General features: G+C 72.9%; 16 protein-coding genes. 8 read left to right on the forward strand and 8 right to left on the reverse strand.

What is annotated here, in order from left to right:
* Positions 1-442 (reverse strand): cellulose binding domain-containing protein (locus Dsi01nite_RS05995; protein ID WP_203845024.1); only part of this gene is annotated, 442 nt, incomplete at its 3' end.
* A 162-nt stretch (positions 443-604) separates the two neighbouring features.
* Between Dsi01nite_RS05995 and Dsi01nite_RS58240 the strand changes: the two genes are divergently transcribed.
* On the forward strand, positions 605-5,047 hold the full coding sequence (locus tag Dsi01nite_RS58240; RefSeq protein WP_203845025.1) for a PDDEXK-like endonuclease domain-containing protein: 4,443 nt from the start codon (positions 605-607) through the stop codon (positions 5,045-5,047).
* A gap of 493 nt (positions 5,048-5,540) precedes the next feature.
* On the opposite strand, the gene Dsi01nite_RS06005 is transcribed toward Dsi01nite_RS58240, so the two are convergent.
* The gene (locus tag Dsi01nite_RS06005) at positions 5,541-9,179 is read right to left on the reverse strand and encodes a family 78 glycoside hydrolase catalytic domain (protein WP_203845026.1); all 3,639 of its coding nucleotides are present in this window, start codon (positions 9,177-9,179) and stop codon (positions 5,541-5,543) included.
* A 143-nt stretch (positions 9,180-9,322) separates the two neighbouring features.
* Here Dsi01nite_RS06005 and Dsi01nite_RS06010 point away from each other — a divergent pair, with 143 nt between their 5' ends.
* From Dsi01nite_RS06010 to Dsi01nite_RS06030, 5 genes are all read left to right on the forward strand, one after another.
* Entirely contained in the window at positions 9,323-10,135 is an 813-nt protein-coding gene (locus tag Dsi01nite_RS06010) for a cyanophycinase (RefSeq protein ID WP_203845027.1), read from the forward strand.
* The gene (cphA, locus tag Dsi01nite_RS06015; protein ID WP_203845028.1) at positions 10,125-12,815 is read left to right on the forward strand and encodes a cyanophycin synthetase; all 2,691 of its coding nucleotides are present in this window, start codon (positions 10,125-10,127) and stop codon (positions 12,813-12,815) included. Before Dsi01nite_RS06010 ends, cphA begins: the two co-directional genes overlap by 11 nt.
* Before the next feature lies 1 nt (position 12,816).
* Entirely contained in the window at positions 12,817-13,980 is a 1,164-nt protein-coding gene (locus tag Dsi01nite_RS06020) for a serine/threonine-protein kinase (protein WP_203845029.1), read from the forward strand.
* Between the two features lie 98 nt (positions 13,981-14,078).
* Positions 14,079-15,602: a hypothetical protein gene (locus Dsi01nite_RS06025; protein WP_203845030.1), complete on the forward strand. Its 1,524-nt coding sequence runs from the start codon at positions 14,079-14,081 to the stop codon at positions 15,600-15,602.
* A gap of 56 nt (positions 15,603-15,658) precedes the next feature.
* Complete coding sequence (locus Dsi01nite_RS06030; protein ID WP_203845031.1) at positions 15,659-17,797, forward strand: Hsp70 family protein; 2,139 nt, start codon at positions 15,659-15,661, stop codon at positions 17,795-17,797.
* Positions 17,798-17,801: 4 nt separating this feature from the next.
* Here Dsi01nite_RS06030 and Dsi01nite_RS06035 read toward each other — a convergent pair whose 3' ends face one another.
* Genes Dsi01nite_RS06035 through Dsi01nite_RS06055 form a run of 5 tightly spaced genes read right to left on the reverse strand, consistent with a single transcriptional unit; the run spans position 17,802 to position 24,158 of the window.
* Complete coding sequence (locus Dsi01nite_RS06035; protein WP_203845032.1) at positions 17,802-18,596, reverse strand: prenyltransferase/squalene oxidase repeat-containing protein; 795 nt, start codon at positions 18,594-18,596, stop codon at positions 17,802-17,804.
* A 42-nt stretch (positions 18,597-18,638) separates the two neighbouring features.
* Entirely contained in the window at positions 18,639-19,817 is a 1,179-nt protein-coding gene (moeZ, locus tag Dsi01nite_RS06040) for an adenylyltransferase/sulfurtransferase MoeZ (protein ID WP_203845033.1), read from the reverse strand.
* A gap of 41 nt (positions 19,818-19,858) precedes the next feature.
* Positions 19,859-20,725, reverse strand: coding sequence for a DUF3152 domain-containing protein (locus tag Dsi01nite_RS06045; RefSeq protein WP_203845034.1), 867 nt, complete (start codon positions 20,723-20,725; stop codon positions 19,859-19,861).
* A gap of 7 nt (positions 20,726-20,732) precedes the next feature.
* Complete coding sequence (locus tag Dsi01nite_RS06050; protein ID WP_203845035.1) at positions 20,733-21,755, reverse strand: alpha/beta fold hydrolase; 1,023 nt, start codon at positions 21,753-21,755, stop codon at positions 20,733-20,735.
* Positions 21,756-21,779: 24 nt separating this feature from the next.
* A complete protein-coding gene (locus Dsi01nite_RS06055) occupies positions 21,780-24,158 on the reverse strand; it encodes a hypothetical protein (protein ID WP_203845036.1) in 2,379 nt (792 codons plus the stop codon).
* 341 nt (positions 24,159-24,499) lie between these two features.
* Between Dsi01nite_RS06055 and Dsi01nite_RS06060 the strand changes: the two genes are divergently transcribed.
* Positions 24,500-25,138, forward strand: coding sequence for a TetR/AcrR family transcriptional regulator (locus Dsi01nite_RS06060; RefSeq protein ID WP_203845146.1), 639 nt, complete (start codon positions 24,500-24,502; stop codon positions 25,136-25,138).
* A 75-nt stretch (positions 25,139-25,213) separates the two neighbouring features.
* On the forward strand, positions 25,214-25,447 hold the full coding sequence (locus Dsi01nite_RS06065; protein ID WP_203845037.1) for a DUF3107 domain-containing protein: 234 nt from the start codon (positions 25,214-25,216) through the stop codon (positions 25,445-25,447).
* A gap of 54 nt (positions 25,448-25,501) precedes the next feature.
* Here the strand turns inward: Dsi01nite_RS06065 and Dsi01nite_RS06070 are convergent, their stop codons facing one another.
* Positions 25,502-26,149, reverse strand: a complete 648-nt coding sequence (locus tag Dsi01nite_RS06070; RefSeq protein WP_239135721.1) for a ferritin-like fold-containing protein — start codon at positions 26,147-26,149, stop codon at positions 25,502-25,504.
* Between the last annotated feature and the right edge of the window lie 228 nt (positions 26,150-26,377).

The following is a 26,377-nucleotide window of genomic DNA, read 5'->3' on the forward strand; positions in this document are numbered from 1 at the left end:
CCTGGAGGTTGCCGGGCACGCCCGGCGTGCCCGCGGGGGTCGTCGGCGTGGTGCCGCCGCCGCAGGAGGCGCCGTTGAGCGTGCAGTTGGTGGGGGTGCCGCTGCCGGCGGCGATGAACCCGAAGCTGGCCGTGCCACCGGGGGCGATCGTGCCGTTCCAGGTGCTGGCGAAGCTCACGTGCCCGGAGGTGCCGGTCCGGTTCGCGTCCCAGGACGAGCTGACGGAGGTGCCACTGGGCAGGTCGAAGGCGACCGTCCAGCCGTTGATCGTGCTGGTGGTGCCGTTGGTGATCGTGTACTTGGCCTCGTAGCCGGAACCCCAGGTGGAGGTTTGGACGAAGGCCGCGGTGGCGGGCGCGGCCAAAGCCGGCGTCGCGGCGACGATGACGGTGGCCGCGGCCGTTGCCAGGGCAGCCGCGATCACCCCGATTCGCAGTCTCATTGCAGACCTGCCTCGGACTCGAACGAGATGGGGGATGTAGGGCGCCCTAGCGCTGGACATTACGCGAAGGTTTGTTAACAGTAAAGATGTCGATCGATCGGCTGGTTTTGTCTCGCAGTTGATCAGTGCGGAGTGTCGTACCCGGCCACTACGCTCGGCACCGTGAACGGACAGACGCGGGCGACGCTCGTGCAGGAAGCCTCAAGACGGTGGCGCTCCCAGCTCATCGACCTGGGCGGGCGCAACACGCTGCTGTATTACAAGGATCTGCGCTCGGGCACGCTGGACCTGTCCGCGGCCGACCCGGTCGCGGTCGCCGCGCTGCTCGGCGGGCGCACCATGTCGCTCAGCCAGTTGTTCACCCGATCCTCCGCGAAACGCGCCGGTGCGGTGCCCGTCGAGGCGCCGGAGTCCGTGCCCGCGTCCGAGGAGACCGCCCTGGATCAAGGTGCTGAGCCTGATCCGACCGCGTCGCGGCTGGTGGACTCGGGGCAGCCTGCCATCGGGCGGGCGAAGGTGCCCTCGGCCCCTGTCGTCGAGCCGGTTGACGCCGTTGCCGATCCACCCGTCGAGCCGGCTGAGCCGGTCGAGCCGGTTGAGGCGGTCGAGCCGGTCGAGGCGGCCGAGCCTGACGAGGGGCCGGCGCTCACGCACGCCGCCGCCGTCAAGCGGGCGCGCACGATCAGGAACAAGGCGCGCGAGCTGGCCGAGGAGCGCGGCATCGAGACGTGCTTCGTGGCGATCGGCAGCGCGACCTGGACCCCGGCCGCCGGCAGCGGCGTGCCCGCCGCGCCGGTTTTGCTGCGCTCCGCCCAGCTGCGGGCCCGTGGCGCCGCCGAGGACGACTTCGAGCTGAGCGTCCACGGCGACACCGAGGTCAACCCGACCCTGCTGCAGCTGCTCGAGGAGGAGTTCGGCGTCCAGGTCGACGCCGACGAGCTCGAGGAGCTGATCAACTACACCGCCGGGTTCGACCCGCAGCCGCTGTATGAGCGCCTGGTCAAGGAGGCCTCCGGCCGGGTCCGCGGCTTCACCGTCGGCCCGCGGTGCGTTCTCGGCACGTTCTCCTACGCGAAGCTGCCGATGGTCAACGACCTGCGGGTCGCCGCCACCGCGCTGGAGGGCCACGAGATCATCGCCGCGATCGCCGGTGACGGCGAGGCGCAGCGACGGCTGCACGCGACCGGCGCGGTCCAGCCCGACGACCCCGACCTGATCGCCCCGGTCGACGAGTTCCTGGTGCTGGACGCGGACTCCTCGCAGAACTACGCGATCAACGCGGTCCTCTCCGGGCAGCACAGCGTGATCAAGGGCCCGCCCGGCACCGGCAAGAGCCAGACCATCGCCAACCTCATCGCATCGCTGGTCGCCCGTGGCAAGCGGGTCCTGTTCGTGGCGGAGAAGCGGGCCGCGATCACCGCCGTCACCGACCGGCTCGCCCGGCGGGGACTCGGCAGCCTGGTCATGGACGTCCACGACGGCACCACCTCGCGGCGCCGGGTCGCCGCCGACCTCAAGGCCGCGTTCGACTCCGCCGCCAGGATCGCCCAGCCCGACCTCAGCGTCCTGCACGAGACCCTGACCACGAAGCGGGCCCAGCTCAACGGGCACGACGAGGCGCTGCACCAGGTCCGCGAGCCGTGGGGCGTCAGCGCGTATCAGTCGCAGAGCGCCCTCGTCGACCTGTCCGCGACGGTGCGGCCGATGACGCCGGTGCGGCTGCGCGGGCAGACCCTCACCGCCCTCGACGCCGGCACCGCCCGCCGGGTCCGCGAGCAGCTGCGTGACTTCGCCGCGCTGGGCGGGTTCACGCTGACCGCCCAGCAGTCGGGTTGGGTGGGTGCCGCCGTGCGTACCCCCGCCGACGCCGAAGCCGCGTTCGACCTCGCCGAGCGGCTCGCCGAGCGGACCCTGCCCGCGGCCCGTCCGGGGTTGCGGCACGTCCAGGAGCAGACCGGCCTGCGCGCCCCCGCCGACCTGGCCGGCTGGCGCAACCTGTTCGGCTTCCTCGACGGCGTCGCGGCGACACTGACCCAGTTCCACGAGGACGTGTTCCGGGTCGATCTGGCCACCCACATCGCCTCCGCCGCCGATGCCGCGTGGCGCAAGGAGCACGCGGGGCAGCCCGGCACCGACGCGGGCTGGCTCACCCGCCGCCGCATGCGCAAGCAGGCCGCCCAGCTGTGGCGTGGCCCCGGCAAGCCCAGCCGGCAGCAGCTGTTCACCGGGTTGACGACCGCCCTCACCCAGCGGGCGCAGTGGACCCGCGCCACCGCCGACGGCGGCCCGCCCCGCCTGCCGGCCGAGCTCGGCCGGGCCAGGGCCGCCTTCGAGCAGCTGGACGGGCAGGTCGCGCAGCTGCAGCGGCACGTGCCGCACATCGCCCTTGCCGGCCTGGACCTCGACCGGCTGGCCGCGGTCCTGTCGGGACTGGCCGGCGACGAGCGCACCCTGCGCAAGATCCCGCGCCTCAACGAGCTCGGCGCCGCGTTCACCGGACTGGGCCTCGACCAGCTCGTCGCCGACCTCGCCGGCCGCCGCCCCGACGCCGACCTGGCCGCCGCCGTCTTCGACGCGTGCTGGCACGCCTCGATCCTGCAGCACCTCAACTTCACCGACCCCCGCATCGGCGCCTTCGACGGGCCGCTGCACACCCGCACCGTCGAGGAGTTCCGCGCCGCGGACCGGGCGCACATCGACGCGACCGCCAGCCGCGTCCTGCGGGCCGTCGCCGAGCACATCACCCGCACCCGGGACCAGCACCCGGACGAGAGCCGCCTGGTCGAGCACCAGGCCAACCTCAAGCGCCGGCACCTGCCGATCCGCCAGCTCTTCGCGACCGCCCCGCACATGCTGACCGCGCTGCGCCCATGCTGGGCGATGAGCCCGCTGATCGTGTCGCAGCTGCTGCCCGCCGAGGCGGACCTGTTCGACGTCGTCGTCTTCGACGAGGCCAGCCAGGTCACGCCCGCCGACGCGGTCCCGGCGCTACTGCGGGCCCGGCAGGTCGTCGTCGCCGGTGACGAGCACCAGCTGCCGCCGACGTCGTTCTTCACCGCCGCGGAGGACGGCGGGGGCGCCGACCCGCTCGGCGTCAGGGCCGACGGCTCGATCGACCTGTCGCTCACCTCCGGCTACGAGTCGGTGCTGGACGTGCTGACGGCGCTGCTGCCGGCGTACCTGCTGCGCTGGCACTACCGCAGCCAGGACGACCGCCTCATCGGCTTCTCCAACGCCCACATCTACGAGCGCTCGCTGGTCACGTTCCCAGGCACGGCCGGTGCCGGCTCGGTGCAGCACGTCCACGTCGCATTTGATGCAGGAAACACCGACACGGACAGCGTGACCGCGGAGGTCGACCGGGTCGTCGAGCTCGCGCTGCGGCACGCCCAGCTGCACCCGAGCGAGTCCCTCGGCGTGATCACCATGGGCATCGTCCACGCCGACCGCATCGACCTCGCCCTGCGCAAGGCGCTGTCGGCCCGCCCCGAGCTGCACGCGTTCTTCTCCGAGTCCGCCGCCGAGCCGTTCTTCGTGAAGAACCTCGAGCGCGTCCAGGGCGACGAGCGCGACGCGATCATCCTGTCCATCGGCTACGGCAAGAACGCCGCCGGCCAGCTGCCCTACCGCTTCGGCCCGCTCCTGCTCCCCGGCGGCGAGCGGCGGCTCAACGTCGCCGTCACCCGCGCCCGCCGCCGGATGACCCTGGTCAGCTCGTTCACCGCGGCCGACATGGACCCGGCCCGCAGCACGTCGGAGGGCGTGCGCCTGCTGCGCGCGTATCTCGAATACACGGAGTCCGGCGGCACGTCCCTCAGCGGCGCCGCCGCCGACCGCGTCCAGCCCGACGCCTTCGAGGCCGACGTCCTCGCCCGCCTCACCGCCGCCGGCATCCCCGTCACGGCCCGCTTCGGCGTCGCCGGTGCCTTCATCGACTTCGCCTGCTCCCACCCGTCCGACCCCGACGAGCTGGTCCTCGCCATCGAGACCGACGGCGCCACGTATCACTCCGCGAGCACCGCCCGCGACCGCGACCGCCTCCGGCAGGAGCAGCTCGAACGCCTCGGCTGGCGCTATCACCGGATCTGGTCCACCGACTGGTTCGCCGACCCGGCCGCGGAGACCGCCCGCACCCGTGCCGCCTATGACGAGGCGGTCGCCGCCGTCGACGCCCGCCGCACCAACGAGCCGACCATCGTGTTGCACGTGCCGCCGCCGTCCCCGCCAGCTGTTTCGTCGGACCGCGCCCTGCCCCGTCCCGACTTCACCCCGGGCCGGCCGATCGCCGAGTATCCGGCCGCGGTGCTGGTCGACCTGATCCGCTGGATCGAGTCGGACACGCTGCTGCGGACGGAGGAGCAGGTGCTGGAGGAGGCCCGGCGGGAGCTCGGCTTCAAGCGCGGCGGCGCCCGGATCAACGCGGCGCTCGCCGAGGCTCTCCGGTCGTCCCGTTCGTCCGCCGCTCCTGCTGATTCTGCTGCTCCCGGTGCTTCCGCTCCGTCTGCTGCTTCGGCTGACCCGCCGGATGCCGATCGGACGATGATGCTGGAGTTGCCGGTGGAGGATGAGACCCGGTTTCTGCCGCAGCGGCCTGAGACGGATTGAGGGCTTTCCGCTGGTTGCGGTTCGCGGCTCCAGACCTTGAAATATTCGCCTAACGGCGCGGGGCTTGATGGCACCGCCCGGCCTTCGGCCGTGCGACAGGGCGGCGTGGTCGCCCTGCCAAGCCAGGCCCGAACTCGCATGATCCAGGTCCGTCGAGGTCGTCATTCGGTGCTACAACACCGCCTTCAGCCAAAGAGCGAAAACCATCGATTGCTGGACTGGTACCAGTGCTCCGGAACGGAAATCTTGAACTACCCGGTGGATCAGTGACCGCGGGCGGTCAGTAATCCACCGGGTAGTTCGAAACGTCGGGTCCGGCGGCCGGGCGGGACCCCTTGCGCGAACGTGGATATTTGAAGGTCTGGTCGGAGTCCCTACGCGAACCGCAACCAGCGACCTTCCACACGAAGGGGCGCGATGGCCGCCCGGACGGCCAGAAAGGGCGGGCCCAGGTCGGGCCCGCCCTTCGCGGTGGAGCTGAAAACCAGGCCGACTACACCGGAGCAGTGAACGTGTAGGAGCCCGCCGGCACCAGGAACGTCGCCGATCCCGACGGCACAGCCTGGCCCGGAGCCACGATCGAGCCGGGCTGCGAGGTGGGCACCTTCACCGTCGCCGAGGCGCCGGCCGGCACGGTGACCCGCAAGGTCAAGACGCCGCCGGAGGTCGACCAGTCGCTGACCGCGAGCCCGTACGGCGTCTCGTACGACGACTTCGCCGAGGTGAGGCCGCCGCCCGGCTGCGGCGCGACGAGCAGCGACGCGTAACCGGGGGAGGCCGGACCGAGGCCGCCGACCTGGCGGTACAGGAAGTCGCCGACGGAACCGAGCCCGTAGTGGTTGAAGGAGTTCATGCCGGCGTCCTGGAAGGAGCCGTCGGTGCGGATGCCGTCCCAGCGCTCCCAGATCGTGGTCGCGCCGCGGCTGTTCATGTACCCCCAGCCGGGGTAGCCGGGCTGGAGCAGGATCTGGTAGGCCGTGTCCGCGTGGCCGGTGTTGGCGAGGACCGGCAGGAGGTTCTCGACGCCGAGGAAGCCGACGGACAGGTGGCCGCTGGTGGCGGCGACCTTGGCGACCAGCTTGTCCGCCAGTTGCGCGTTGCGCGACGACGGCACCAGACCGAAGGCCAGGGCCAGGACGTAGCCGGTCTGGGTGTTGCCGGACACGGTCCCGTCGGCGGCGACGAAGCGGGAGGTGAACGCCGCGCCCACCTGGTCGGCGAGGGTGCCGTAGGAGGCGGCCTGCGCGGTCCGGCCCGTGGCCGCGGCCATGCGGGACACCAGGCGGGCCGACCAGGCGAAGAACGCCGTGGAGATGACGTCCTGCGCGGTGTTGTCGTTCACGTTGAGCCAGTCGCCGTAGGTGGACTGGTTGCGGATCAGGTCGCTGCCCGACGTGGAGCGCAGGTAGTCGACCCAGCGGGCCATCGCGTCGAAGTGCTCGTCGACGACGCGGATGTCGCCGTGGCGCTGCCAGAGGGTGTAGGGGACGATGACGCCCGCGTCGCCCCAGCCGGCGGTGCCGGCGCCGCAGCAGACGGCCGGTGCGACGTCGGTGAAGGCACCGTCGGCGCGCTGGGCGTCGGTGAGGTCGTCGGCGAACTTGTCGAGGAAGCCCTGGACGTCGACGTTGAAGGTGGAGGTGCCGGCGAAGATCGCGATGTCGCCGGTCCAGCCGAGCCGCTCGTCGCGCTGCGGGCAGTCGGTGGGGATGGACAGCATGTTGGAGCGTTCGCCCCACAGGATGTTGTGCTGCAGCTGGTTGACCAGGGCGTTCGAGGTGGTGAGGGTGCCCAGCTGGGAGCCGGAGGTCCAGGCGGCCAGGCCGGTGACGGTGTCCGCGGTCGGGGTGAAGCCGGCCGGGAGCCCGGTGAGCTCGACGTAGCGATACCCGTGCACCGTGAAGCGCGGTTCGTAGGTCTCGGCGCTGCCCGTGCCCGCGAGCGTGAAGCGATCGGTGGCCTGGGCCGCACGCAGGTTGGTCGTGTAGAGCTGCCCGCCGGTCAGGACCTCGGCGTGGCGGATCTGGACGGTGGTGCCGGCCGGGCCGGTGACCGAGATCCGGTTCCAGCCGGTGAAGTTCTGGCCCATGTCGAAGATCCACACCCCGGCCGAGGGCTGCGTGACGGCCACGGGACGGAACTGCTGCTGGACGGAGACGCCGTTGTCGACCTGCGAGACCAGGTTGGGCTTGGCGCCCGAACGCACGGCCACGGTCGGCCACGCCGAGTCGTCGAAACCGAAGCCGTCCCAGTTCGCCACGGCGAGCCGGGCATCGTAGGTCTCGCCGTGGTACAGGTCGTCGGCGCGGATCGGCCCGCTGGTGACCTTCCAGGTGTTGTCGGTGCGCACGGTCGAGGTGGTGCCGTCGGTGTAGGTCAACATCAGCTGCGCGGAGTACCACGGCTGCGTGCCGTACTTCTGGCTGCCGGCGAACCCGAGGCTGCCGGAGTACCAGCCGTTGCCCAACCAGGCGCCCAGCGCGTTGGCGCCCTGGCGGATCTGGCCGGTGACGTCGTACTCCTTGTACTGGACGCGCTTGTTGTAGTCGGTCCACCCGGGGGCGAGGACGTCGGTGCCGACGCGGGCGCCGTTGAGCCGGGTCTCGTGCAGGCCCAGCGCGGTGGTCAGCAGGCGCGCGGACGCGACCGGCTTGCTCACCGTGAAGCCCTTGCGCACCAGGGGAGCGGCCTTGGCGATGGAGACGTTGGCGCCCCAGGGGCCGGTGCCGTAGGTGGCCACGGCGCGGGCCGCGGGCCAGGAGCTGTCGTTGAAGCCGCCGGTGTTCCAGCCGGCGGGCGCGGTGGTGGAGGCCTTCCACGACGTGTCGGTCACCAGCGTCGCGCCGGTCAGCTTGGCGATCATCCCGGCCGGTGACTGCGTGGTGTTTTCGGATGCGATGGCGATGGTGTTGGTACCGGCAACGAGCCGGCTCCTGATGTCGATCGCGGTCGCCTGCTGCCACGACTGGTACACCCGCGGCGACGTGCTGACCTGGGTGCCGTTGACCCACACGTCGGCGGTGTCGTCGCCGGTGACGACCAGGGTCGCGGTGGCGGGCACGGAGGCGAGCGTGAACGTGCGGCGGAAGTACCGGTTCGCCGGCGGCACGCCCGCGGCGGGGTCACCCTCCGGGTACCAGATCCAGGTGGCGCCGGACAGGTCGGCGGTGACGGCGGCCTGCCCGATGAAGTCGCCGGTCCACTCGGTCGCCGGCGCGCGCAGGCCGGTCTCGAAGGACCAGGTGGGGCTCCACGCGCTGACCCGGCCCTGGGTGTCCCAGACGCGGACCTTCCAGGTGTAGCGCTTCATGGACTGCAGCGCCGGGCCGGTGTAGACGACGTCGACCTGCTGCCCGGACGGGACCCGGCCGCTGTTCCAGACGCCGTCGACGGACAGCTCGTAGGCCGCCTGCCGCTGCTGGTCGACGGTCGAGGCGAGCTTCCAGCCGAAGCGGGGCTGGGCGGCGTCGACGCCGAGGGGGTTGGCGCGGTGCTCGACGGTGCCGCTCGCCACGCTCAGCGGCGACGCCGCGTTCGGGTCGGGCGAGACGACGTTCGAGTTCCACGGGCTGATGCCGTACGCGCCGAGATCGGCGGCGGCGGGCCAGCCGCTGTCGGCGAACCCGGGCTGCTCCCAGCCGGACGGCACGGTCTGGAACGCCTTCCAGCTGCCGTCGGTGCTCACGTCGGTGGTGCCGCCGGCCGTGACGACGTGCACCTTGCCGATCAGACCGGCCGGGCCGGCGGCCGTGTTGCGGGCCGCGACGGCCAGGGTGTTGGTGCCGCTGACCAGGGCGGACTGCAGGTCGACGTAGAGCGCGTTCTTCCAGGAGTCGGTGACCCGTGGGGACGCCGCGACGGGCTTGCCGTTGAGCCACACGTCGACGGTGTCGTCGCCGGTGACGACCAGCTGCGCCTCGGTGACCGCGCCGGCGGCGACGGTGAAGTTCTTGCGGAAGTAGCGGTACGCGGCGGGCGCGCTGGTGGCCGGGCTGCCCTCCGGGTACCAGACCCAGTGCGCTCCGGAGAGGCTGACCGGCGTCGCGGCGGCGGCCGGCGTGGACGGTGCGGCGAGGAGTGCGGCGAGCAGAACGAGCGCGGTGGCGCCCGCGCGGCGTCTCTTCAGGCGCATGGCGGTGCTCCTGTCAATATGTGTGAAACGTTTCATTAAAACGTTTCATTGGGTGGTAGTGCACTGACTGTACGTAGACCCTGCTCAATAAGCAACGCCCTGTCCGGCGACGAACCGCAAGATGAGGGGAGTGTGGAGGTGGGATGCCGGGAAAGCTGCTCGTCATCGGTGGTGCGGAGAGCCATGACGCCGGTGATGACGCCATCCTCGAACGGTTCGTGCTGCTCGCGGGCGGCTCCGAGGCGCACCTCGTGGTGATCGCGACCGCGAGCGAGAGTCCCGCGCAGCGCGAAAAGGAATACGCCGAGGTCTTCCACCGCCTCGGTGCCGGCCGCGTCACCCCGTTGCGGCTCGAGGAGCGCGAGGACAGCAACAGCGATCTGGCCGTCTCCGCGATCGAGCGCGCCACCGGGGTCTTCTTCACCGGCGGTGACCAGCTGCGCATCACCACCGTCGTCGGCGGCTCCAAGGTCGACACGGCGCTGCACGCCCGGCTCGCCGAGGGCATGATCCTCGCCGGCACCAGCGCCGGCGCCGCGATGATGTCCAGCACGATGATCCTCGGCGGCAGCATCGCGTCGGTGTCCACCGACAGCGTCCGCACCGGCCCCGGCATGGAGTTCCTGCCCGGCGTGCTCATCGACATGCACTTCGCCCAGCGCGGGCGGCTCAACCGGCTGCTCAGCGCCATCGCGATGTTCCCGCACGAGCTCGGGCTCGGCATCGACGAGAACACCGCGATCCTCGTCGACGGCGACGTGTTCGAGGTGCTCGGCGCCGGCACCGTCACCGTCATCGACGCCGGGCAGGCCCGCACGATCAGCGCCTCGCTGTCCGACGTCGGCGGGCCGATCGCGCTGTGCGGCGCCCAGCTGCACGTGCTCCCGGCGGGCTGGCGGTTCAACCTCACCGAGCGGGCGGCCATCAAGAGATCGGAACGAGACCATGCGCATTGAGAGCAGTCGCCGGCTGCGCGGACCGAACCGGTACGTCGCCCGCCCGGTCCAGGTCACCCGGGTCCTGCTCGACGGGCTGACCGGACGCGAGAGCAGCGACTACCCCGGCTTCACCGAACGGCTCGTGGCCGCGTTCCCCGGCCTCGCCGAGCACCACTGCGCCTTCGGCGAGCCCGGCGGCTTTCTCAAGCGGCTCGTCGGCGGCACGTACTTCGGGCACACCGCCGAACACGTCGCCATCGAGCTGTCCCAGCGCATCGGCCGCCACGTCAACTTCGGCCGCACGGAGGGCACCGGCGTGCCCGGCGAATACGACGTCGTCACCGAGTGCCCGCTCGACGAGCCGCCGGACTCCCGCCTCGCCGAGTCGCTGTTGTCCCTGGCGATCACTGGTGTGCTGGCGGCGCTGCACGGCGAACCGGTGCACTGCGAGGACGAGCTCGCGGTCCTGCGCGGCACCTATGAGCGGGAGAAGAGCGGACCGAGCACGGCGGCCATCGCCGACGCCGCCCGCGAGCGCGGCATCCCGGTCGAGCGGGTCGGCGAGCTCAGCCTGCTGCGCCTCGGCTACGGCCGGCACCGCAGACTCGTGTGGGCCGCGCTCACCGACCAGACCTCCGCCATCGGTGTCGACATCGCCTCCGACAAGGAGCTCACCCGGCGCCTCCTCGACGAGGCCGGCGTCCCCGTGCCCAGCGGCGGCGCGGCGACCTCCCTCGCCGAGGCCCTGGCCCTGTTCGGCGAGCTCGGCCCGCCCGTCGTCGTCAAACCGCGGCAGGGCCGCCAGGGGATGCACGTGTTTCTCGGCGTCGACACCCCCGACGCGCTGCGCGCCGCGTTCGAGGCCGCCACCGCCGGCGGGGACGACGCCGTCGTCGAACGCGAGCTGGCCGGCCGCGACTACCGGGTGCTCGTGGTCGGCGGCCAGGTCGTCGCCGCCGCCGAACGGGTCGCCGCGCACGTCGTCGGCGACGGCACCACCGACGTGGCCGGCCTGATCGCCCGGGCCAACGAGGACCCGCGCCGTGGCGTGGGCCACGCCCGCGCGCTGACCCGGCTCACCGTCGACGACGTCGCGCGCACCCTGCTGCTGCGCCAGGGCCTCGACGTCGACGCCGTCCCCGCCGGCGGCCAGGTGGTGCGGCTGCGCGAGAACGCCAACCTCTCCACCGGCGGCACCAGCGTCGACGTCACCGACCGTGTCCACCCGTCGGTCGCCGACCTGTGCCGGCGGGTCGCCGCGATCGTCGGCCTCGACATCGCCGGGCTCGACCTGCGCCTGCCGTCGATCGCCGAGCCGCTGCCCCCGACCGGGCTCGCCACCGGCGGCGGGGTCATCGAGGTCAACGCCGCCCCCGGGCTGCGCATGCACCTCGACCCGAGCGACGGCACCGCCCGCGACGTCGGCGCGGCGGTCGTGGAGGCGCTGTATCCGGCCGGCACCCCGTCGCGGATCCCGATCGTCGCGGTCACCGGCACCAACGGCAAGACCACCGTCGCCCGCCTCACCGCGCACCTGCTCGACGGCGCCGGCCTGCGGGTCGGCGTCACCACCACCGACGGCGTCGCCATCGGCGGCCGGGTCGTCCAGCGCGCCGACGCCACCGGGCCGCGCTCGGCCCGCGTCGTGCTCAGCGACCCCACGGTCGACGCCGCGGTGCTCGAGACCGCCCGCGGCGGCCTGCTCCGCCAGGGACTCGGCTACGACTGGAGCGACGTCGGGATCATCACCAACCTGACCGGTGACCACCTCGGCCAGGACGGCATCGAGAACGTCGAGGACCTGGTCGCCCTCAAGTGCCTCATCGGCGAACGCGTCCGCGAGGGCGGCGCCGTCGTCCTCAACGCCGACGACCCGCGCAGCCGCGGTCTCGCCGCCAACCCGGACGGCCGGTTCGCCAAGCGCGAGATCATCTGGTGCAGCCTCGACCCCCGCAACCCGCTCATCCGGCGGCACTGGGACACGGGCGGCCGGGCGTACCTGCTCGCCGACGGCTGGCTCGTCGAGCTCGCCGACCGGCGCTGGATCCCGCTGCTCGCCGTGCACGAGCTCGGCGGCGGCTTCGGCGGCGCCGCCCGGCACCTGGTCGCCAACGCCCTCGCCGCGACCGCCGCCGCCCGCGTCCTCGGCGTCGCCACCGCCCGCGTCGCCGAACGCCTCCGCAGCTTCACGGACAACCCGGACGACAATCCGGGTAGGGGCATGCTGCTGCGCCTCGGCGGGACCGACATCCTCGTCGACTACGCGCACAACCCCGCCGCCATCGGCGCCGTCGGGGACCTCGTCGAACGCCTCTGGGGCGCGGCCCGGGCCGTCGCCGCCGTCACCCTGCCCGGCGACCGGCGCGACGACCTGCTGCGCGAGTCCGCCCGCGAGATCGCCCTGCGCTTCGACCGGGTCGTCCTGTACGAGGACAGCGACCGCCGGGGCCGCTCACCCGGCGAGGTGCCGGCCCTCCTGCACGAGGAACTTCTCTCCACCTCCCCGTCGGCGGCCTGCGCCGTGGTGCGCACCGTCGACGAGGCCGTGCCCGCCGCCCTGGCCATGGCCCGCCCCGGCGACGTGGTGCTGCTGCTGTACGAGAAGATCGAGCCGGTCCTGGCCCTGCTGCACACCCTCGGCGCCGAGGTCGTCCCCGATCAACGCGTGTCGTTTCCGCTCATCGGGGCAACTGTATGAGATGGAGCGTTACCGGCTGATCGAGCAACTCGGCGTGGGCGGCATGTCCGTCGTCTGGCGCGCCCACGACGAGGTGCTGGGCCGCCCCGTCGCCGTCAAGCAGCTCGCGGCCGCCGCCGACCCGCGGTCCCACCGCCGCATCCAGGCCGAGGCCCGCGCCGCGGCCCGGCTCAGCCACCCCCACATCGCCGCCGTCTTCGACTTCGGCCACACCGCCGGCGGTGCGCCGTTCGTCGTCATGGAGTTGGTCGAGGGCGAGTCCCTCGAGGAGCGGATGATCCGGTCCGGCGGACCGCTGCAGGTCACCGAGGCGCTGCGGATCGCGGCCCAGCTCGGCTCCGCGCTTGCCGCCGTGCACGCCCGCGGCCTCGTGCACCACGACGTCAAACCCGCCAACGTCATGCTGACCACCGACGGGGCGAAGCTCGTCGACTTCGGCATCTCCGCGATCGCCGGCGACGACACCGACCAGCTGCTCGGCACGCCGGCCTACCTCGCGCCGGAGCGCATCCGCGGCATCCCGCCCTCGGCCGCCACCGACGTGTACGCGCTCGGCGTCGTCCTCTACCGGATGCTCGCCGGCGCGCTGCCGTGGCCGGGCACCACCACCGAGGAGCTGCTGCACGCCCACCGGAAGCTGGCCCCGGCGCCGCTGCCCGCGCCCGTGTCGGCGGCGCTGCCCGAGGGGGTGGCCGACGCGCTGCGGCGCTGCCTCGCCAAGGCGCCCGGGAACCGGCCCTCGGCCGCGGACCTGGCGACAGTGTTCACCACCCTGCCCGCCACCCGGCGGATCGCCGTGCGGCCCGGGTCCGCGGCGCGGCTGCTCCATGACATCACCCTCGGCGGGTCGGTCAAGCGGCGGGGAACCGTCGCCGCGGCGGCGGTCCTCGTGCTCGGGCTGGGTGCCGCGGGTGCCGCCGCGCAGGATCGGGACCCGGTCGCCGCGTGGACCCCGGCCTCGACGCCCGCCTCGACGCCCGCCGGCCCGCAGACCGTGACCGACCCTACGAGCCCACCTACCGGCCCCGCCACGCATGCGGTCTCGGCACCGGCCGCCGACCCGGCCGGGGGAGCCGCCGCCGGAGGCCCCGGTGGAGGCCCCGGTGGTCCCGGAGGCCCGAAAGATGGCAAGGGTAAAGGCAAGAGCAAGAAAAGTGGTGGCTGAACCTTTTCGTTGCTTATGGCGTGCAACCTTCCCGACTGGTACACAAGTCTGATCTCGGTGATGCCCTATGGTGTCCGGGTCGAGGGATCGGAGGGGCCGTGCGGTTCGAAGTCAGCCGGGTCATGGACACCATCGAGCAGCGGCTGACGACGGACGTCACCCTGGCCCAGGCCGTGGTCGACCTGGCCGACGTCGCCCGGTTCGTGGCCCTCGACGGTGGCCGCCCGATCAACCTGCTCCGCCTCGGCATGGTCGTGGACGCGCTCAGCCGGTACCTCATCGACGCCGGCGCGATGCTGTATCCCGTGGTCGGCCGGGAGGCCCTCTCGGAGGCGGCGCTCACGTCGAAGGAGCGCATGGTCCTCGGCCGGTGGGCCGACGACGGCCTCATCGAGGTCACGCCGGTCGTCGCGGACCGGCCCGTCGAGATCGCCGACTTCACCGGCCTGCCGCTGATCGTGGTGCGGGACCAGCCGCAGTTCGCCGCGCGCTTCCCGTGGCTCGTCGACAGCCCCGAGCGGGTCCTGCGCCTCACACCCCGCGCGGGCGGCGCCGTCCTGACCCCCGGCGGCGAGCCGACCCCGCCGAAGGACGGCAAGGAACGCCTGGTCGTGAAGGGCACCGCGACCCTGCCGATCATCCCGCTCGAACCCGCCGACGCCGACGCTCCCGCCACGGAGGCTCCAGAGCCCGCCGCTGCCGACGCGGCCGCTCCCACATCGGGCTCCGCGGCGTCTTCCACCTCCGGCGCTGCCGACTCCTCGTCCACCTCCTCGCCTTCCCCTGCCTCGGCGGACATTTCCGAAATTTCGGACCCGTCGGAAAAGGCCGAAACCGTGGCGGCGTCCAAGCCGTCGCCTCGCCCTTCTCCGACCGCGTCCAAGCCGGCCACCCCCGCCGCCCCGGCCGCCGCGCCGCAGGGCGGGCGGCCCGACGGGGTGCAGACGTTCACCGCGCGGGGCTCGCAGCGGGCCGGACGCACCCGCGTGATGCGGCGGCGGTTCACCCGGGCGGACCCCAGCGGCGTCGGCTCGGCCCTGATGGCCCGCGAATGGCGCTGCAAGGAGCCCGACTGCCCCGCGTTCGGGCGTTTCCGGCGGATCGGCCAGCCGGTCCCGCGGATGCGCGCCGGCGTCCCCGCCTGCCCCCGGCACGGCGAGGCGCTCAAGGACGTCGGCCTGCGCCCGGCCGCGTTCGCCGTGTCCGTGGTCGTCGAGGACCTGGCCCGCCGCCGGTTCGTGGTCGGCGTCGACCGCGCCATGGTCGTCGGCCGCGAGCCCGCCGACCCCGACGACATCGCCGTCGGTCAGTGGCTGCACGAGGCCGCGGCCGCCTGGATCGCCAAGGAACACCTGAAGCTGGAGGTCCGTGACGGCCGGCCGGTCGTCACCGACACGAGTGAGAACGGCACCCTGATCTGGAAACGTTCGGCCCCTGACATCAAGGAGGAGACCGAACGGATCTACCACAAGTCCTACCAGCTGACCGGCTGGGACTCCGTCGAGCTGTACACCGGCGTCGAACTGATCGTGGGCGATCACCGCCTGCAGACGATCGTCGGCTCCGAACCCGCCTCGGTCCTGCTCGACGCGCCGACGGTCGCGCTCCGACTGGTCGACTGAGCGTGGCGCGCCGTTGAGAGGATCTCGCGGTGGTGCCGGGTCCGTATATTGGCGCTGTGGACGCGCGAGGTTACCGGCTAGGCATCGACTTCGGCACCTCGAACACCGCGGCGATGCTGGCCTGGCCTGACGGCCATGTCCGCCCACTGCTCTTCGACGGGTCGCCGACACTTCCATCGTCGGTCTATGCCGACCCGCAGGCGGGCCTGCTCGTCGGGCGTGACGCGGTGCACGCCGCCCGGGTCAGCCCGGAGCGGTTCGAACCCAACCCCAAGCGCCGCATCGACGAGCCCGCCGTCCTGCTCGGCGACCACGAGGTCGCGACCGTCGACCTGTTCGCGGCCGTGCTCGGCCGGGTCAACGGCGAGGCGCAGCGGGTCGCCGGCGGCCGGATCGGCCAGGTCACCATCACCTGCCCCGCGGCCTGGGCACACACCCGGCGCGGGGTCCTCCTCGCCGCCGCCGAACGCGCCGGCCTCGGGACCGTGAGCCTGGTGCCCGAGCCGGTCGCCGCCGCCGAGGTGTTCCGGACCCTGGAAGGCACCGACAGTCGCCCCGGCTCGGCCTTCGTCGTGTACGACCTGGGCGCCGGCACCTTCGACGCCTCCGTCGTCCGCCACGGCCCGGGCACCTTCGAGGTGCTGGCCGCGGAGGGCCTCAGCACCAGCGGCGGCCTCGACATCGACGCCGCGATCGTCGGGTATCTCGGCGCGAGCCAGTCCTCCCGCGACCCCGCCTCCTGGAACCGGCTCGTCCACCCGACGACCAGCGCCGAGCGCCGCGCCAACCGGCTGCTCTGGGACGACGTCCGCGCCGCCAAGGAGATGCTGTCCCGCACCTCCTCGACGATGATCCACATCCCGATGTACGACGAGGACGTCCCTCTCGGCCGCGACCAGTTCGAGCAGCTGGCCCGCCCGATCCTGGCCGCGACGGTCACCGCGACCCGGGCGGCCATCGCCGCGGCCCGGCTCACCCCGGCCGACATCGCCGGTGTGTTCCTCGTCGGCGGCGGCAGCCGGATCCCGCTCGTCGCGACGCTGCTGCACCAGGCCCTCGGCAAGGCGCCGACCGCGGTCGAGCAGCCCGAGATGGTCGTGGCGCAGGGCAGCCTCGGCGCGCCCACCCAGCCCGGTCCCGCCGGGCAGGTGGCGCCCCCGGTCTCGGGCCCGCCCGTTTCGAGTGTGCCGGTGTCGGGCCCGGTCTTCCCGACGTCGGCACCACCGGCGTCGACACCGAGGACGGTCTCCGGCTCGGTCTCCATGCCGGTCTCCGGAGTGCCCGCCTCGGCGGCGCCCGCCTCGGGGATTCCGGCTTCGGGGATTCCCGCTTCGGGGGTGCCGGTCTCGGGTGTGCCGATGTCGGCGGCCCCGGTGTCACCCGGGTTCTCCGCGGATCCGGTCTCCGGTCAGCCGTCGTCGCAGTTCGCGCAGGACGCCGGCTACACCCCGCCGTCCGGCTACGCCGCCGCCCCGTCCGGCTACGCCACCGCGCCGGCCCCGGCGCCGCAGTCGCCCGCCCAGCAGTTCCCGGCCGCGCCGCAGCCGGCGGGCTACCCGCCGCAGGCCGCGCACCCCACGCCCGGCCCGTCGTCGCCCGCGTCCCCGCCGCCCCCTGGCCGGGCGTCCGTGCCGCCGGCCACGTACGGCGCCGCACCCGGCCCTCAGGCGACCTCGCCGGCAGCGGGCGGGCAGCGCCGCACCGGGGTCCTCGCCGCGGTCGCCGTGGTCCTGCTCCTGGTCGTCGGCCTGGGCATCTACGGGCTGACCAAGCTCGGCGGCGACGACAACGGCGGCAACGACAACTCCGCGAGCCAGACCCAGGACCCGGACGGCGCCGGCGAGACCACCGGCGACGCCGAGACCAGCGAGCCGGCCGTCCCGGTCGACGTCGAGCGGGACAGCAGCAACTGGAGCACCACCGCCAAGGAGTACGAGGGCTACGAGGGCAAGCTGGTCGCCTACACGTGCCCGAAGAACGGCAAGGCGGCCGACGTCTGGGGCAACGGGCCCTACACGACCGACTCGTCGGTCTGCACCGCCGCCGTGCACGCGGGCTACATCAACCTCGACACCGGCGGCCGGGTCGTCATCCAGATCCGCAAGGGCTCCGACAAGTACGAGGGCAGCACCCAGTTCGACATCACGACGAAGAGCTGGGACGCCTACGAGTGGGAGTTCACGATCGCCGGCTAGGCCGTCAGCGCAGGGCCCTGATCGCGGTCAGGGTCGTGTGCACGTTGAACTGCACGCCGTCGTCGCTCTCCCAGCCGCCGTCGCTGCGCTGCGTCTCGCTGAGGCGCTTGCGGGCGGCGGTGAGCAGCAGGTCGTCCGATGACATGCGGACCCGCCGCAGCGCCGCGAACAGCGACGCCGTGTCCGCCGGGGTCATCCGCGGCACCCGGTCGGCGAGCGCGACCTGGATCTGCGCCGACTCGTAGAACCAGCCCAGGTGAAACAGCACGGCGCAGCCGAGCCAGCCCGCGACCAGGAACGACGGCCAGCTGCCGTCGGGGCGCATCGACGCCCGGAACGCCTCGGCGGCGCGGGCGACCCGGGTCGCGTGCTGGTCGTCGCCGTTGTTGGGACCGCCGACGACCATCCAGTAGGCGGCGTTGGTGGTCAGGTACAGCTTCGCCTCGTCGTCACCGGGCTGCGCCCACGGCGGGGCGATCCCCGCCAGGGAGGCGTCCTCTTCCCACATGCCGTCGGGGCGCTGGCTGCGGCCCAGCCACGCCAGGGCCCGGCGGGCCGCGGGCCGGTCGATCGCGCCGAGGTCGTCGAGCTCGCTCAGCCGGAAACAGGTCGCGTCGACGGAGGCCACGTCGGCACCCCAGAGCGCCGGCCAGCCGCCGTCGGGCGACTGGCCGATCTCGGCCTTCTCCAGCACGTCCGCCGGTGGGAACTGGCCCGTGCGCAGCCAGGCGAGGCGGGCGCGATCCACGGCGTCGCCGTGTGCGACGACGTAGCCGATCGCGGCATCAAGGTCGACCATGGGCCGTACGCTACCGCCCGCCCGCTCCCTCCGTGTGGGTGACTAGTACACCGGCAGTGACGGATCGACGGTCTTCACCCAGGAGACCACCCCACCCTGCACATGGACCGCGTCCTTGAAGCCGGCGGCCTTGACGGCTGCCAATGCCTCGGCGGAGCGGACGCCGCTCTTGCAGTACAGGACGATCTGGCGGTCCTGCGGCAGGTCGGCGAGGGCGTTGCCGTTGAGGATCTCGCCCTTGGGCACGAGCCGCGCCCCGGGGACCCGCACGATCTCCCACTCGGCCGGCTCGCGCACGTCGATCAGCTCGATCGGCTTGCCCGAGTCCTGCCAGTCCTTGAGCTCGGTCGCGGTGATCGTCGAGCCGAGCGCCGCCGCCTGGGCCTCGTCGGAGACGGCGCCGCAGAAGTCGTCGTAGTCGATCAGGCCGGTGACCGTGGGGTTCTCGCCGCAGATGGCGCAGTTCGGGTCCTTGCGGAGCCGGATCTTGCGGTAGGACATCTCCAGCGCGTCGTAGACCATGAGGCTGCCCAGCAGCGAGTCGCCGACGCCGGTGAGCAGCTTGATCGCCTCGGTCACCTGGATCGCGCCGATCGACGCGCACAGCACGCCGAGGACGCCGCCCTCGGCGCAGGAGGGGACCATGCCGGGCGGCGGGGGCTCCGGGTAGAGGCAGCGGTAGCACGGGCCGTGCTCGGCCCAGAACACCGACGCCTGACCGTCGAACCGGTAGATCGAGCCCCAGATGTAGGGCTTGCCGAGCAGCACCGCCGCGTCGTTGACCATGTAGCGCGTGGCGAAGTTGTCCGTGCCGTCCACGATCAGGTCATACTGCGCGAAGATCTCCATCACGTTGTCGTTGTCGAGGGCCTCGTTGTGCACCACGACGTTGACATACGGGTTGATCTCGCGGACCGAGTCGCGGGCCGACTCCGCCTTCGGCCGGCCGATGTCCGACTGGCCGTGGATGATCTGGCGCTGCAGGTTGGACTCGTCGACGGTGTCGAACTCGACGATGCCGAGCGTGCCGACGCCGGCCGCGGCCAGATACATCAGCGCCGGCGAGCCGAGCCCTCCCGCGCCCACACACAGCACGCGCGCGTTCTTCAGGCGCTTCTGCCCGGCGGTGGCCACATCCGGGATGATCAGGTGCCGGGAGTAGCGGCGGACCTCGTCAATGGAGAGGTCGGCGGCGGGCTCGACCAGTGGAGGCAACGACATGGTTCTCATTCTGCCGCGCCCGACCGGCAAACCCACGTGACCTACGGCACTTTGGCTCCGCTGTACCGCTGACCATCGACGAACGGCCAGGCATTGGCGACGCAACCCTTCAGCCCGTAGGTCTGCTGCTGCATCACCGGCGCCGGTTTCCCGGGCCCCGGGCAGGCCTCGTGGCCGTTGCCGAGCTCGTGGCCGACCTCGTGGTTGATGACGTAGCTCTGGTAGTCCGCGACCGGCGCGCCGTAGTCCGGCACCCCCGTCAGCCAGCGCGCCAGGTTGATGACGACCTTGCCGGTGATCCGGCACGAGCTGAACCCGGCCGTGTGCAGGCCGGCCGTCGCACAGATCTGCTCGGACGTGACCGGCGTGGCCAGGAAGATCGTGAAGTCGGCTGTACCCTGCCCGGCGACCCGCTGCAGCCGCAGCTGGCCGGTCGCGGTCCAGCCCCTGGGGTCGGCGAACACCTGCTCGACCGCGGTGGCGAACGCGTCGACCTGCTGCCCGCTGCCGTTCTCCACCGCGACCCGGTACTTCTTGACCGCACCGGCCCCACCGGCGACCGGCCCGGCGCTGCCGGCGTAGGCGAACGTCCCGGCGGCGCTGGACGGCCCGGCCTCGGGCGGCTGGCTCGCTGGCAGGCTCGGCGGGTCGAGCATCGGCGCCGGCCCGCGGGTCGCGGCGACCGTCTTCGGCGCCTCGTCCGAGCCGGCGAAGAACAGCTGCCGGCCCAGTCCGGCGGCGGCGATCACGAACGCGGCGAGCATCACGCCGATGACCACGTGGCGGCGCCGGCGCAGCTGCTCATGCCGGCGACGCTGCTCAGCCCGGACGACCTCACGGGCCTGCCGCGGGTCACTCGGCAGTGGCACCGGCAGCCGCCGGCGGTCGCTGCTCAGCCGGCTCGCCATCGATTGGTCAGCTTGCCATGCGCACCTGCGGCGCGCGCTGCCGCACCCCGTCCCGCACCTGAGTCGCAACCTGCTGGGTGTCGCCCTGCAGCTCGTCGAGCAGGCCGAGCACGGCGCGGGCGACGGTGCGTGGCACCTCCATCTGCGCTACGTGGCCGACGCCCTCCAGCATCATCAGCCGGCTGTCCGGGACGAGGCGGGCGACCTGCGGCGCGGTGCGGATGTCCACCAGCTTGTCCTGCCGCCCGGCGATCACCAGCGTCGGCGCGGTGATCTTCGCGGCCATCCGCCACATCGAACCCTCGCCCGGCAGATACGCCCGCAGGAAGCTGCTCACCAGCCCGCGCAGGCTGCCCACGTAGGCCTCGGCGTACCACGGCACCAGGTGTCGCCGGCGCGCCTCCTCGATCGCCTCCAGGCGCCGCTGCTCCGGGTAGCGGCTCGGGTCGGCGTAGCAGGACTCGATCACCATGGCGGCGAGGGTCTCGGGGTCCATCGAGGACATCCGCTTCGCCGCGAGCTTCGCCGCGTTGGGCAGGAGCAGCAGCGGCACGATCGGCCCCTGCAGCGAGCGGCGCGGGTCGAGGAACGGCATCGCCGGCGAGATCAGGGTCAGGCTGCGCACCAGGTCGGGCCGCAGCGCCGCGGCCACGACCACCGCCGCGCCACCCATCGAGTTGCCGAACAGGTGCACCGGGCCACGGTCGCTGTGCTCGACCCACCGGATGATGTGGGCGGCCATCGCGGTCAGCGAATAGCTGCGGGCCGGGGCGCTGTGCCCGAATCCGGGCAGGTCGATCGACTGGCCGTCGAGCCGACCGGAGAGCACACCCGCCAGGTCGGTCCAGTTGGTCGACGAGCCGCCGAGCCCGTGCACGTAGACCGCCGGCTCCGCACCGGGCGCCGTGGCCGGCGTGTCCCGCACATACGTCTGCAGTCCATCGAGCTCCACTTCTCGCCCCGGCCACCGCTCCGGCAGCTTTTCAGGTGACGGGACGGTGAACTCCGGGACAAGGGAAGCTCGCTTCATGCTTACCAGTGTGCCTCAACGGGCCTACGGGAGCAGGGCCTCCAGGCGCCGGTTGACGGCCGCCAGGGTGGCCCGGACCACAGCCTGGCGTGGATCACCGGCATTCACCGACGAGCCCGTCAGCTGCTCGACCCACCCGTCATACAGCAGCAACAGCACCACCACGGCGACCTCGCACCCGCCGAGCTGCACCACCGCGGCGTGCTCGATGTAGCACCGGGCCCGCGCTGTCGCATCCACGTCGACCAGTAGCTGGTCCACGGCGGAGGCCGCGGCGGCCGCGGAGAGCCGCAGGATGTAGCCGTCGACCGCCGGGCCGCTGGCCACCCCGACCGCGGGGTGCCCGTCGGCGATCAGCCGCACCTCCACGACCGCGTCGACGCCCTGCGTGCTGACCTCGACCTGGTCGATGATGACGCGCGGCGACACGATCGAGCTGGACTGCGGCACCAGGGCCGGCGGCGAGTCCCGGTTGACCGGGACCGGCGGCTGCGGCCCGAACATCGGGCTGGACGTCGGCGCGGCTGCCGGCCCGGACAGCTGACCTGTCACCACGCCGGTCAGCCGGCCGCCGGGCGGCTTCGGACCGGACCCCGGCTCGACGGACGGCGCGACCGGGGACGCCTGCGCCCCCGGTGCCGCCTCGGGGCCGGGCACGAGGCCCGGCGGTGGCCGGAGCTCGTCGAGGTCGGGGCGGGGCGCCTCGGCCGGGCGGCGCACGCCGCTCACCGGACGCCGGCGGCGGGCCTCGCGACCGTAGCCCGGCAGCGCGCTGTGCGGTGCGTTGCCCCGGGCGGGCGGGCCGGCGAGGCGCTGGGCCGGTGTGGTCAGGTCGCCGAGGTTCGGCTCGGCGGCCAGGCCCATCCGCTCGTTGAGCAGCCGCGCCACGGCCCGGCTGACCCGGCCCGGGTCGGCCTCGTCGAACAGTTCGAGGCGCAGCGTGTGCAGGCCGTCGGCGTTCTTGCGCAGGGTCGCCTCGCGCACCCCGGCGACCCCCTGCACCGCGCGCAGCACCGCCGGGATGTCGAACCCGTCGGGTCGGTCGTCGAGACTGGGCTCGTCGTCCTCGTCCTCGCGGTCCTCGCGCAGGAACGTCGCGATCCTCGCCAGCTCCGCCCCGCCGGCCGGCCCGGCCTCCGCGACGAGCGGCTCGACCTCCACCTCCGGCACCTGCGGCACGTCGGGGTGCGACGGCACCCGCTGCGGCAGCTCGGGGGCGTCGTAGTCGATCTCCGCGGCGCCGAAATCCGGGTAGGCGGGCTCCGCGTAGGCCGGCTCGGCGTAGGTCGGTTCCGCGTAGGCCGGTCCGGCGTAGGCGGCTTCCGCCGGCACGTCCTGCGCGTAGGGCGGCTCCGACGCGAACGTCGGCATCGTCGGCTCGGCCGCGGACAGCGGGGTGGCGTTGCCGAGCAGCTCCGTGGGCAGCGGGCCGACGAGCGGGTCGTCCTCCGGCATCCGCTGGGTCGGCAGCTGCGGCACGGTCGGTGGCGCCTGCGGCGCCGCGGCGGCGGGCTGGGCGGCCTGCGCGGGGTCGTGCTGCGGCGCGGCCCAGTCGAACTCGGGTCCGGCCGGCTGCTGCTCGTAAGGCTGCGGCTGCTGCTCGTAGGGCTGCGGCTGCTGCTCGTAGGGCTGGTAGCCGTTGTCGGGCTGGGCATACGCCCCGTAGCCGTCCTGCGGGCGGTATGCGGCCTGGCCCTGGTGCGCGTCCTGCTGCGGCTGGTATCCCTGCTGGCGGGGGTACTCCTGCGACTGGTAGGCCTGCTGCGGGTACTCCTGCGACGGGTAGGGCTGCGCCTGGTATCCCTGCTGCGGGTACTGGTCCTGCGGCGGGAACTGCTCCTGGTAGCCGTCGGCGGGCGCGTCGAGCCGGGCCGCGCCGTTGCCCTGCTCCTGGTAGGCCCCGCTGCGCGACCGGGTGTCGTAGCCCCAGGCGGGATCGGGGAAGGCGCCATACGGGGGCTGACCGCTGTCGCCGTGCACCCGGACGTCGGGGTCGACCGGCGCGGGCTGGCCGCTGAGGCGGTCCAGCGCCGAGGGCGGCGGGCCGTAGCCGCCGGACGTGGGCTGCACCGCGTCGTCGCGCCCCTGCGCGGAGGCGGACGCGGCGGCGCCGTAGACCGTGCCGCCGGACGGCGCCGTGGGCTGGGCGCCGTTGATCACGCCGCTGGCCTGGCCACCGTTGATCGAGCCACCGTTGATCGGGCCGCTGTCGTGCGGTGCGAGGGTCCCGGCGCCGAACCCGGTGCCGGCTCCGGCGCTGGTCCCGGTCGCGGGGAAGGACTGGCTGGTCTCGGGCTGGTTGACGGAGCTCGGCCAGCCCTGGCCGTCGGGCCCGTAGTGCCCGTAGTGCAGCGACGTGGTCGGCGGCTGCGCCGGCGGCGGGGCGGAGACCGGAGGGCTCATCGGGGCGAGCATGTCGGAATAGGCGCTGCGGACCTCCGCGCGGCCGCGCGGGCTGCCGTTGACCGATGCGCGCCCGGCGACGGCGCCGGTGGCAGGCTCACGCCACGCGGAGACGATCGCCTCGAGCGCGTCATCGCTCGGCGTCGAACCGTCGCCGTGGGTGCCGTCCGGTGTCCTCTGCGGATCCGTGTGTCCTCCTCCGCGATATGGGCCTGCCCCGTGCGGGCTTCCGGCTTGCCCCGTTTCGTCCACCGCGCGCTCCTCCGTCGCCCCTAGGTGAGGCTACCGTGTGGGCGGAAAGGGGGTAAGTTGCAATCTCGACCCAAATCCGGATGGTGAACATGACCTCGGCGATGAGCGGCACCCAGTCGGCCGGACGGCCGGTGCGGCTGCCCCGGTCGGCGCGCCGTAAGCAACTGCTCGCCGCGGCGCAGCAGGTTTTCGTGGCGCAGGGTTATCACGCCGCCGCGATGGACGACATCGCCGAGCGAGCGGGTGTCTCCAAGCCGGTGCTCTATCAGCACTTCCCCGGCAAGCTCGAGCTCTATCTGGCGCTGCTCGACACGCACTGTGACGCGATGGTGTCCCGGATGCGTGCCGCGATGGAAGCGACCACGGACAACAAGGAGCGCGTCCGGGGCGCCATCCAGGCGTATTTCGACTTCATCGACCACGAGAGCGAGGCGTTCCGCCTGGTCTTCGAGTCGGACCTGCGCAACGACCCCGCGGTGCGTGAGCGGGTCGACCGGGTCGAGAGCGGCTGCATCGCCGCGATCACCGACACGATCATGGCCGACACCGACCTGAGCCGGGAGCGCGCGGAGCTGCTCGCCTCCGGGCTGGTCGGCGCGGCGGAGGTCGCGGCGCGCTTCTGGGTCGCCGGTGGCCGCAAGGTCGCGAAGCCAGAAGCGGAGGCGCTGCTGACCGCGCTGTCGTGGCGCGGCATCGCGAGCTTCCCCCTGCACGGGGAACACGCCTGATCGCGTTAGTCTTCAACCACACTGGGTGTGCGCGCCGAGGCACGGACGCGCCGCAGCCCGATCAAGGAGGAAGACGTGGAGGTCAAGATCGGCGTGCAGTATGCGCCTCGGGAGCTGGTGCTGGAGAGCAACCAGTCATCCGCCGAGGTTGAAGCTGCGGTCACCGACGCGATCGACGGTGGCGACAAGGGTGTGCTGTCTCTCGTCGACGAGAAGGGTCGCCGGGTCATCGTCCCGGTCGGCAAGATCGCCTACGTGGAGATCGCCGAGTCGTCGCCGCGGCCGGTTGGATTCTCTTCCGCGCGTTGACGAATCGTTGACGGATAACGCTCAGGCCCTGCCCCGTCCGGGTCAGGGCCTGAGTCAGTTGTTGAGTCCGACCGCGCCCATGCGGGCGGTATGTGCCGAGGTGAGGCGTCTGAGCAGCGCCTGGAAGTCGGTGCCGCCGCCGGCGAGCAGCTCGGCGAGCGACGGCCGCTCGGCCGCGACCCGCAGCGCCTGGGAGATGCCCTCGCCGACCAGCCGGCGCGACCACATCGACAGCCGGTTGGCGACCTTCGGGTCGGCGGCGATCGCGGCCCGCAGCTCGTCCGCGGCGAAGTCGGCGTGCCGGGAGTCGTGCAGGACGTCCAGGATCAGGTCCCGGTCCGGCCCGGTGAGCACCGCCGCGACCTCGCGGGTGAAGTCGTCGGCGATGCCGTCGCCGACATAGGCCTTGGCCAGGCCCTCCAGCCAGTCGGCGGGCTCGGTCTGCGCGTGGTAGTCCGACACCGCCTGCACATAGGGCCGCATGGACTGCTCGGGGTCGCCCCCCAGCTCGGTCAGGCGGTCGGCGAGGCGGCAGTAGTTGGTGATCTCGCGGCCGGCCATCTCGCTGAGCACCGCCCGGCGGCGCAGATCGGGTGCGAGCCGCGCGTCGGCCGCCATGCGGTCGAAGGCGACCAGCTCGCCATACGCCAGCATGCCGAGGAGGTCGACCACTGCCGAGGCGGGCGGAGTGAGATCGGACACGACGGCACAGTACCGCGCCGGATCGCCCGGTGCGGTGCCGCATCGCGATGCGGCGCGCGCAACGGGCCGCAAGCCGGTACAATGGCTCCAATAGCCGTGGACGGACCCTAGTCCCGGCGCCGGCGCTTGTAGCCCGCGACCTTGATCATTTCGGTTGCGTGTGGCCCGCGCCCTACCCATTTGAGCGCACCCGGCTTCACCAGGGGCGCTCCCGCGAGAGAGACACCC

This window comes from Dactylosporangium siamense, assembly GCF_016862795.1.
Lineage (GTDB): Bacteria > Actinomycetota > Actinomycetes > Mycobacteriales > Micromonosporaceae > Dactylosporangium > Dactylosporangium siamense.

Coding starts and splice junctions, on each gene's coding strand:
- Dsi01nite_RS06005 (WP_203845026.1), bottom strand. CDS start 9,179: ATGCGCCTGAAGAGACGCCGCGCGGGCGCCACCGCGCTCGTTCTGCTC.
- Dsi01nite_RS06010 (WP_203845027.1), top strand. CDS start 9,323: ATGCCGGGAAAGCTGCTCGTCATCGGTGGTGCGGAGAGCCATGACGCC.
- cphA (WP_203845028.1), top strand. CDS start 10,125: ATGCGCATTGAGAGCAGTCGCCGGCTGCGCGGACCGAACCGGTACGTC.
- Dsi01nite_RS06020 (WP_203845029.1), top strand. CDS start 12,817: ATGGAGCGTTACCGGCTGATCGAGCAACTCGGCGTGGGCGGCATGTCC.
- Dsi01nite_RS06035 (WP_203845032.1), bottom strand. CDS start 18,596: ATGGTCGACCTTGATGCCGCGATCGGCTACGTCGTCGCACACGGCGAC.
- moeZ (WP_203845033.1), bottom strand. CDS start 19,817: ATGTCGTTGCCTCCACTGGTCGAGCCCGCCGCCGACCTCTCCATTGAC.
- Dsi01nite_RS06045 (WP_203845034.1), bottom strand. CDS start 20,725: ATGGCGAGCCGGCTGAGCAGCGACCGCCGGCGGCTGCCGGTGCCACTG.
- Dsi01nite_RS06050 (WP_203845035.1), bottom strand. CDS start 21,755: ATGAAGCGAGCTTCCCTTGTCCCGGAGTTCACCGTCCCGTCACCTGAA.
- Dsi01nite_RS06055 (WP_203845036.1), bottom strand. CDS start 24,158: ATGAGCCCTCCGGTCTCCGCCCCGCCGCCGGCGCAGCCGCCGACCACG.
- Dsi01nite_RS06060 (WP_203845146.1), top strand. CDS start 24,500: ATGACCTCGGCGATGAGCGGCACCCAGTCGGCCGGACGGCCGGTGCGG.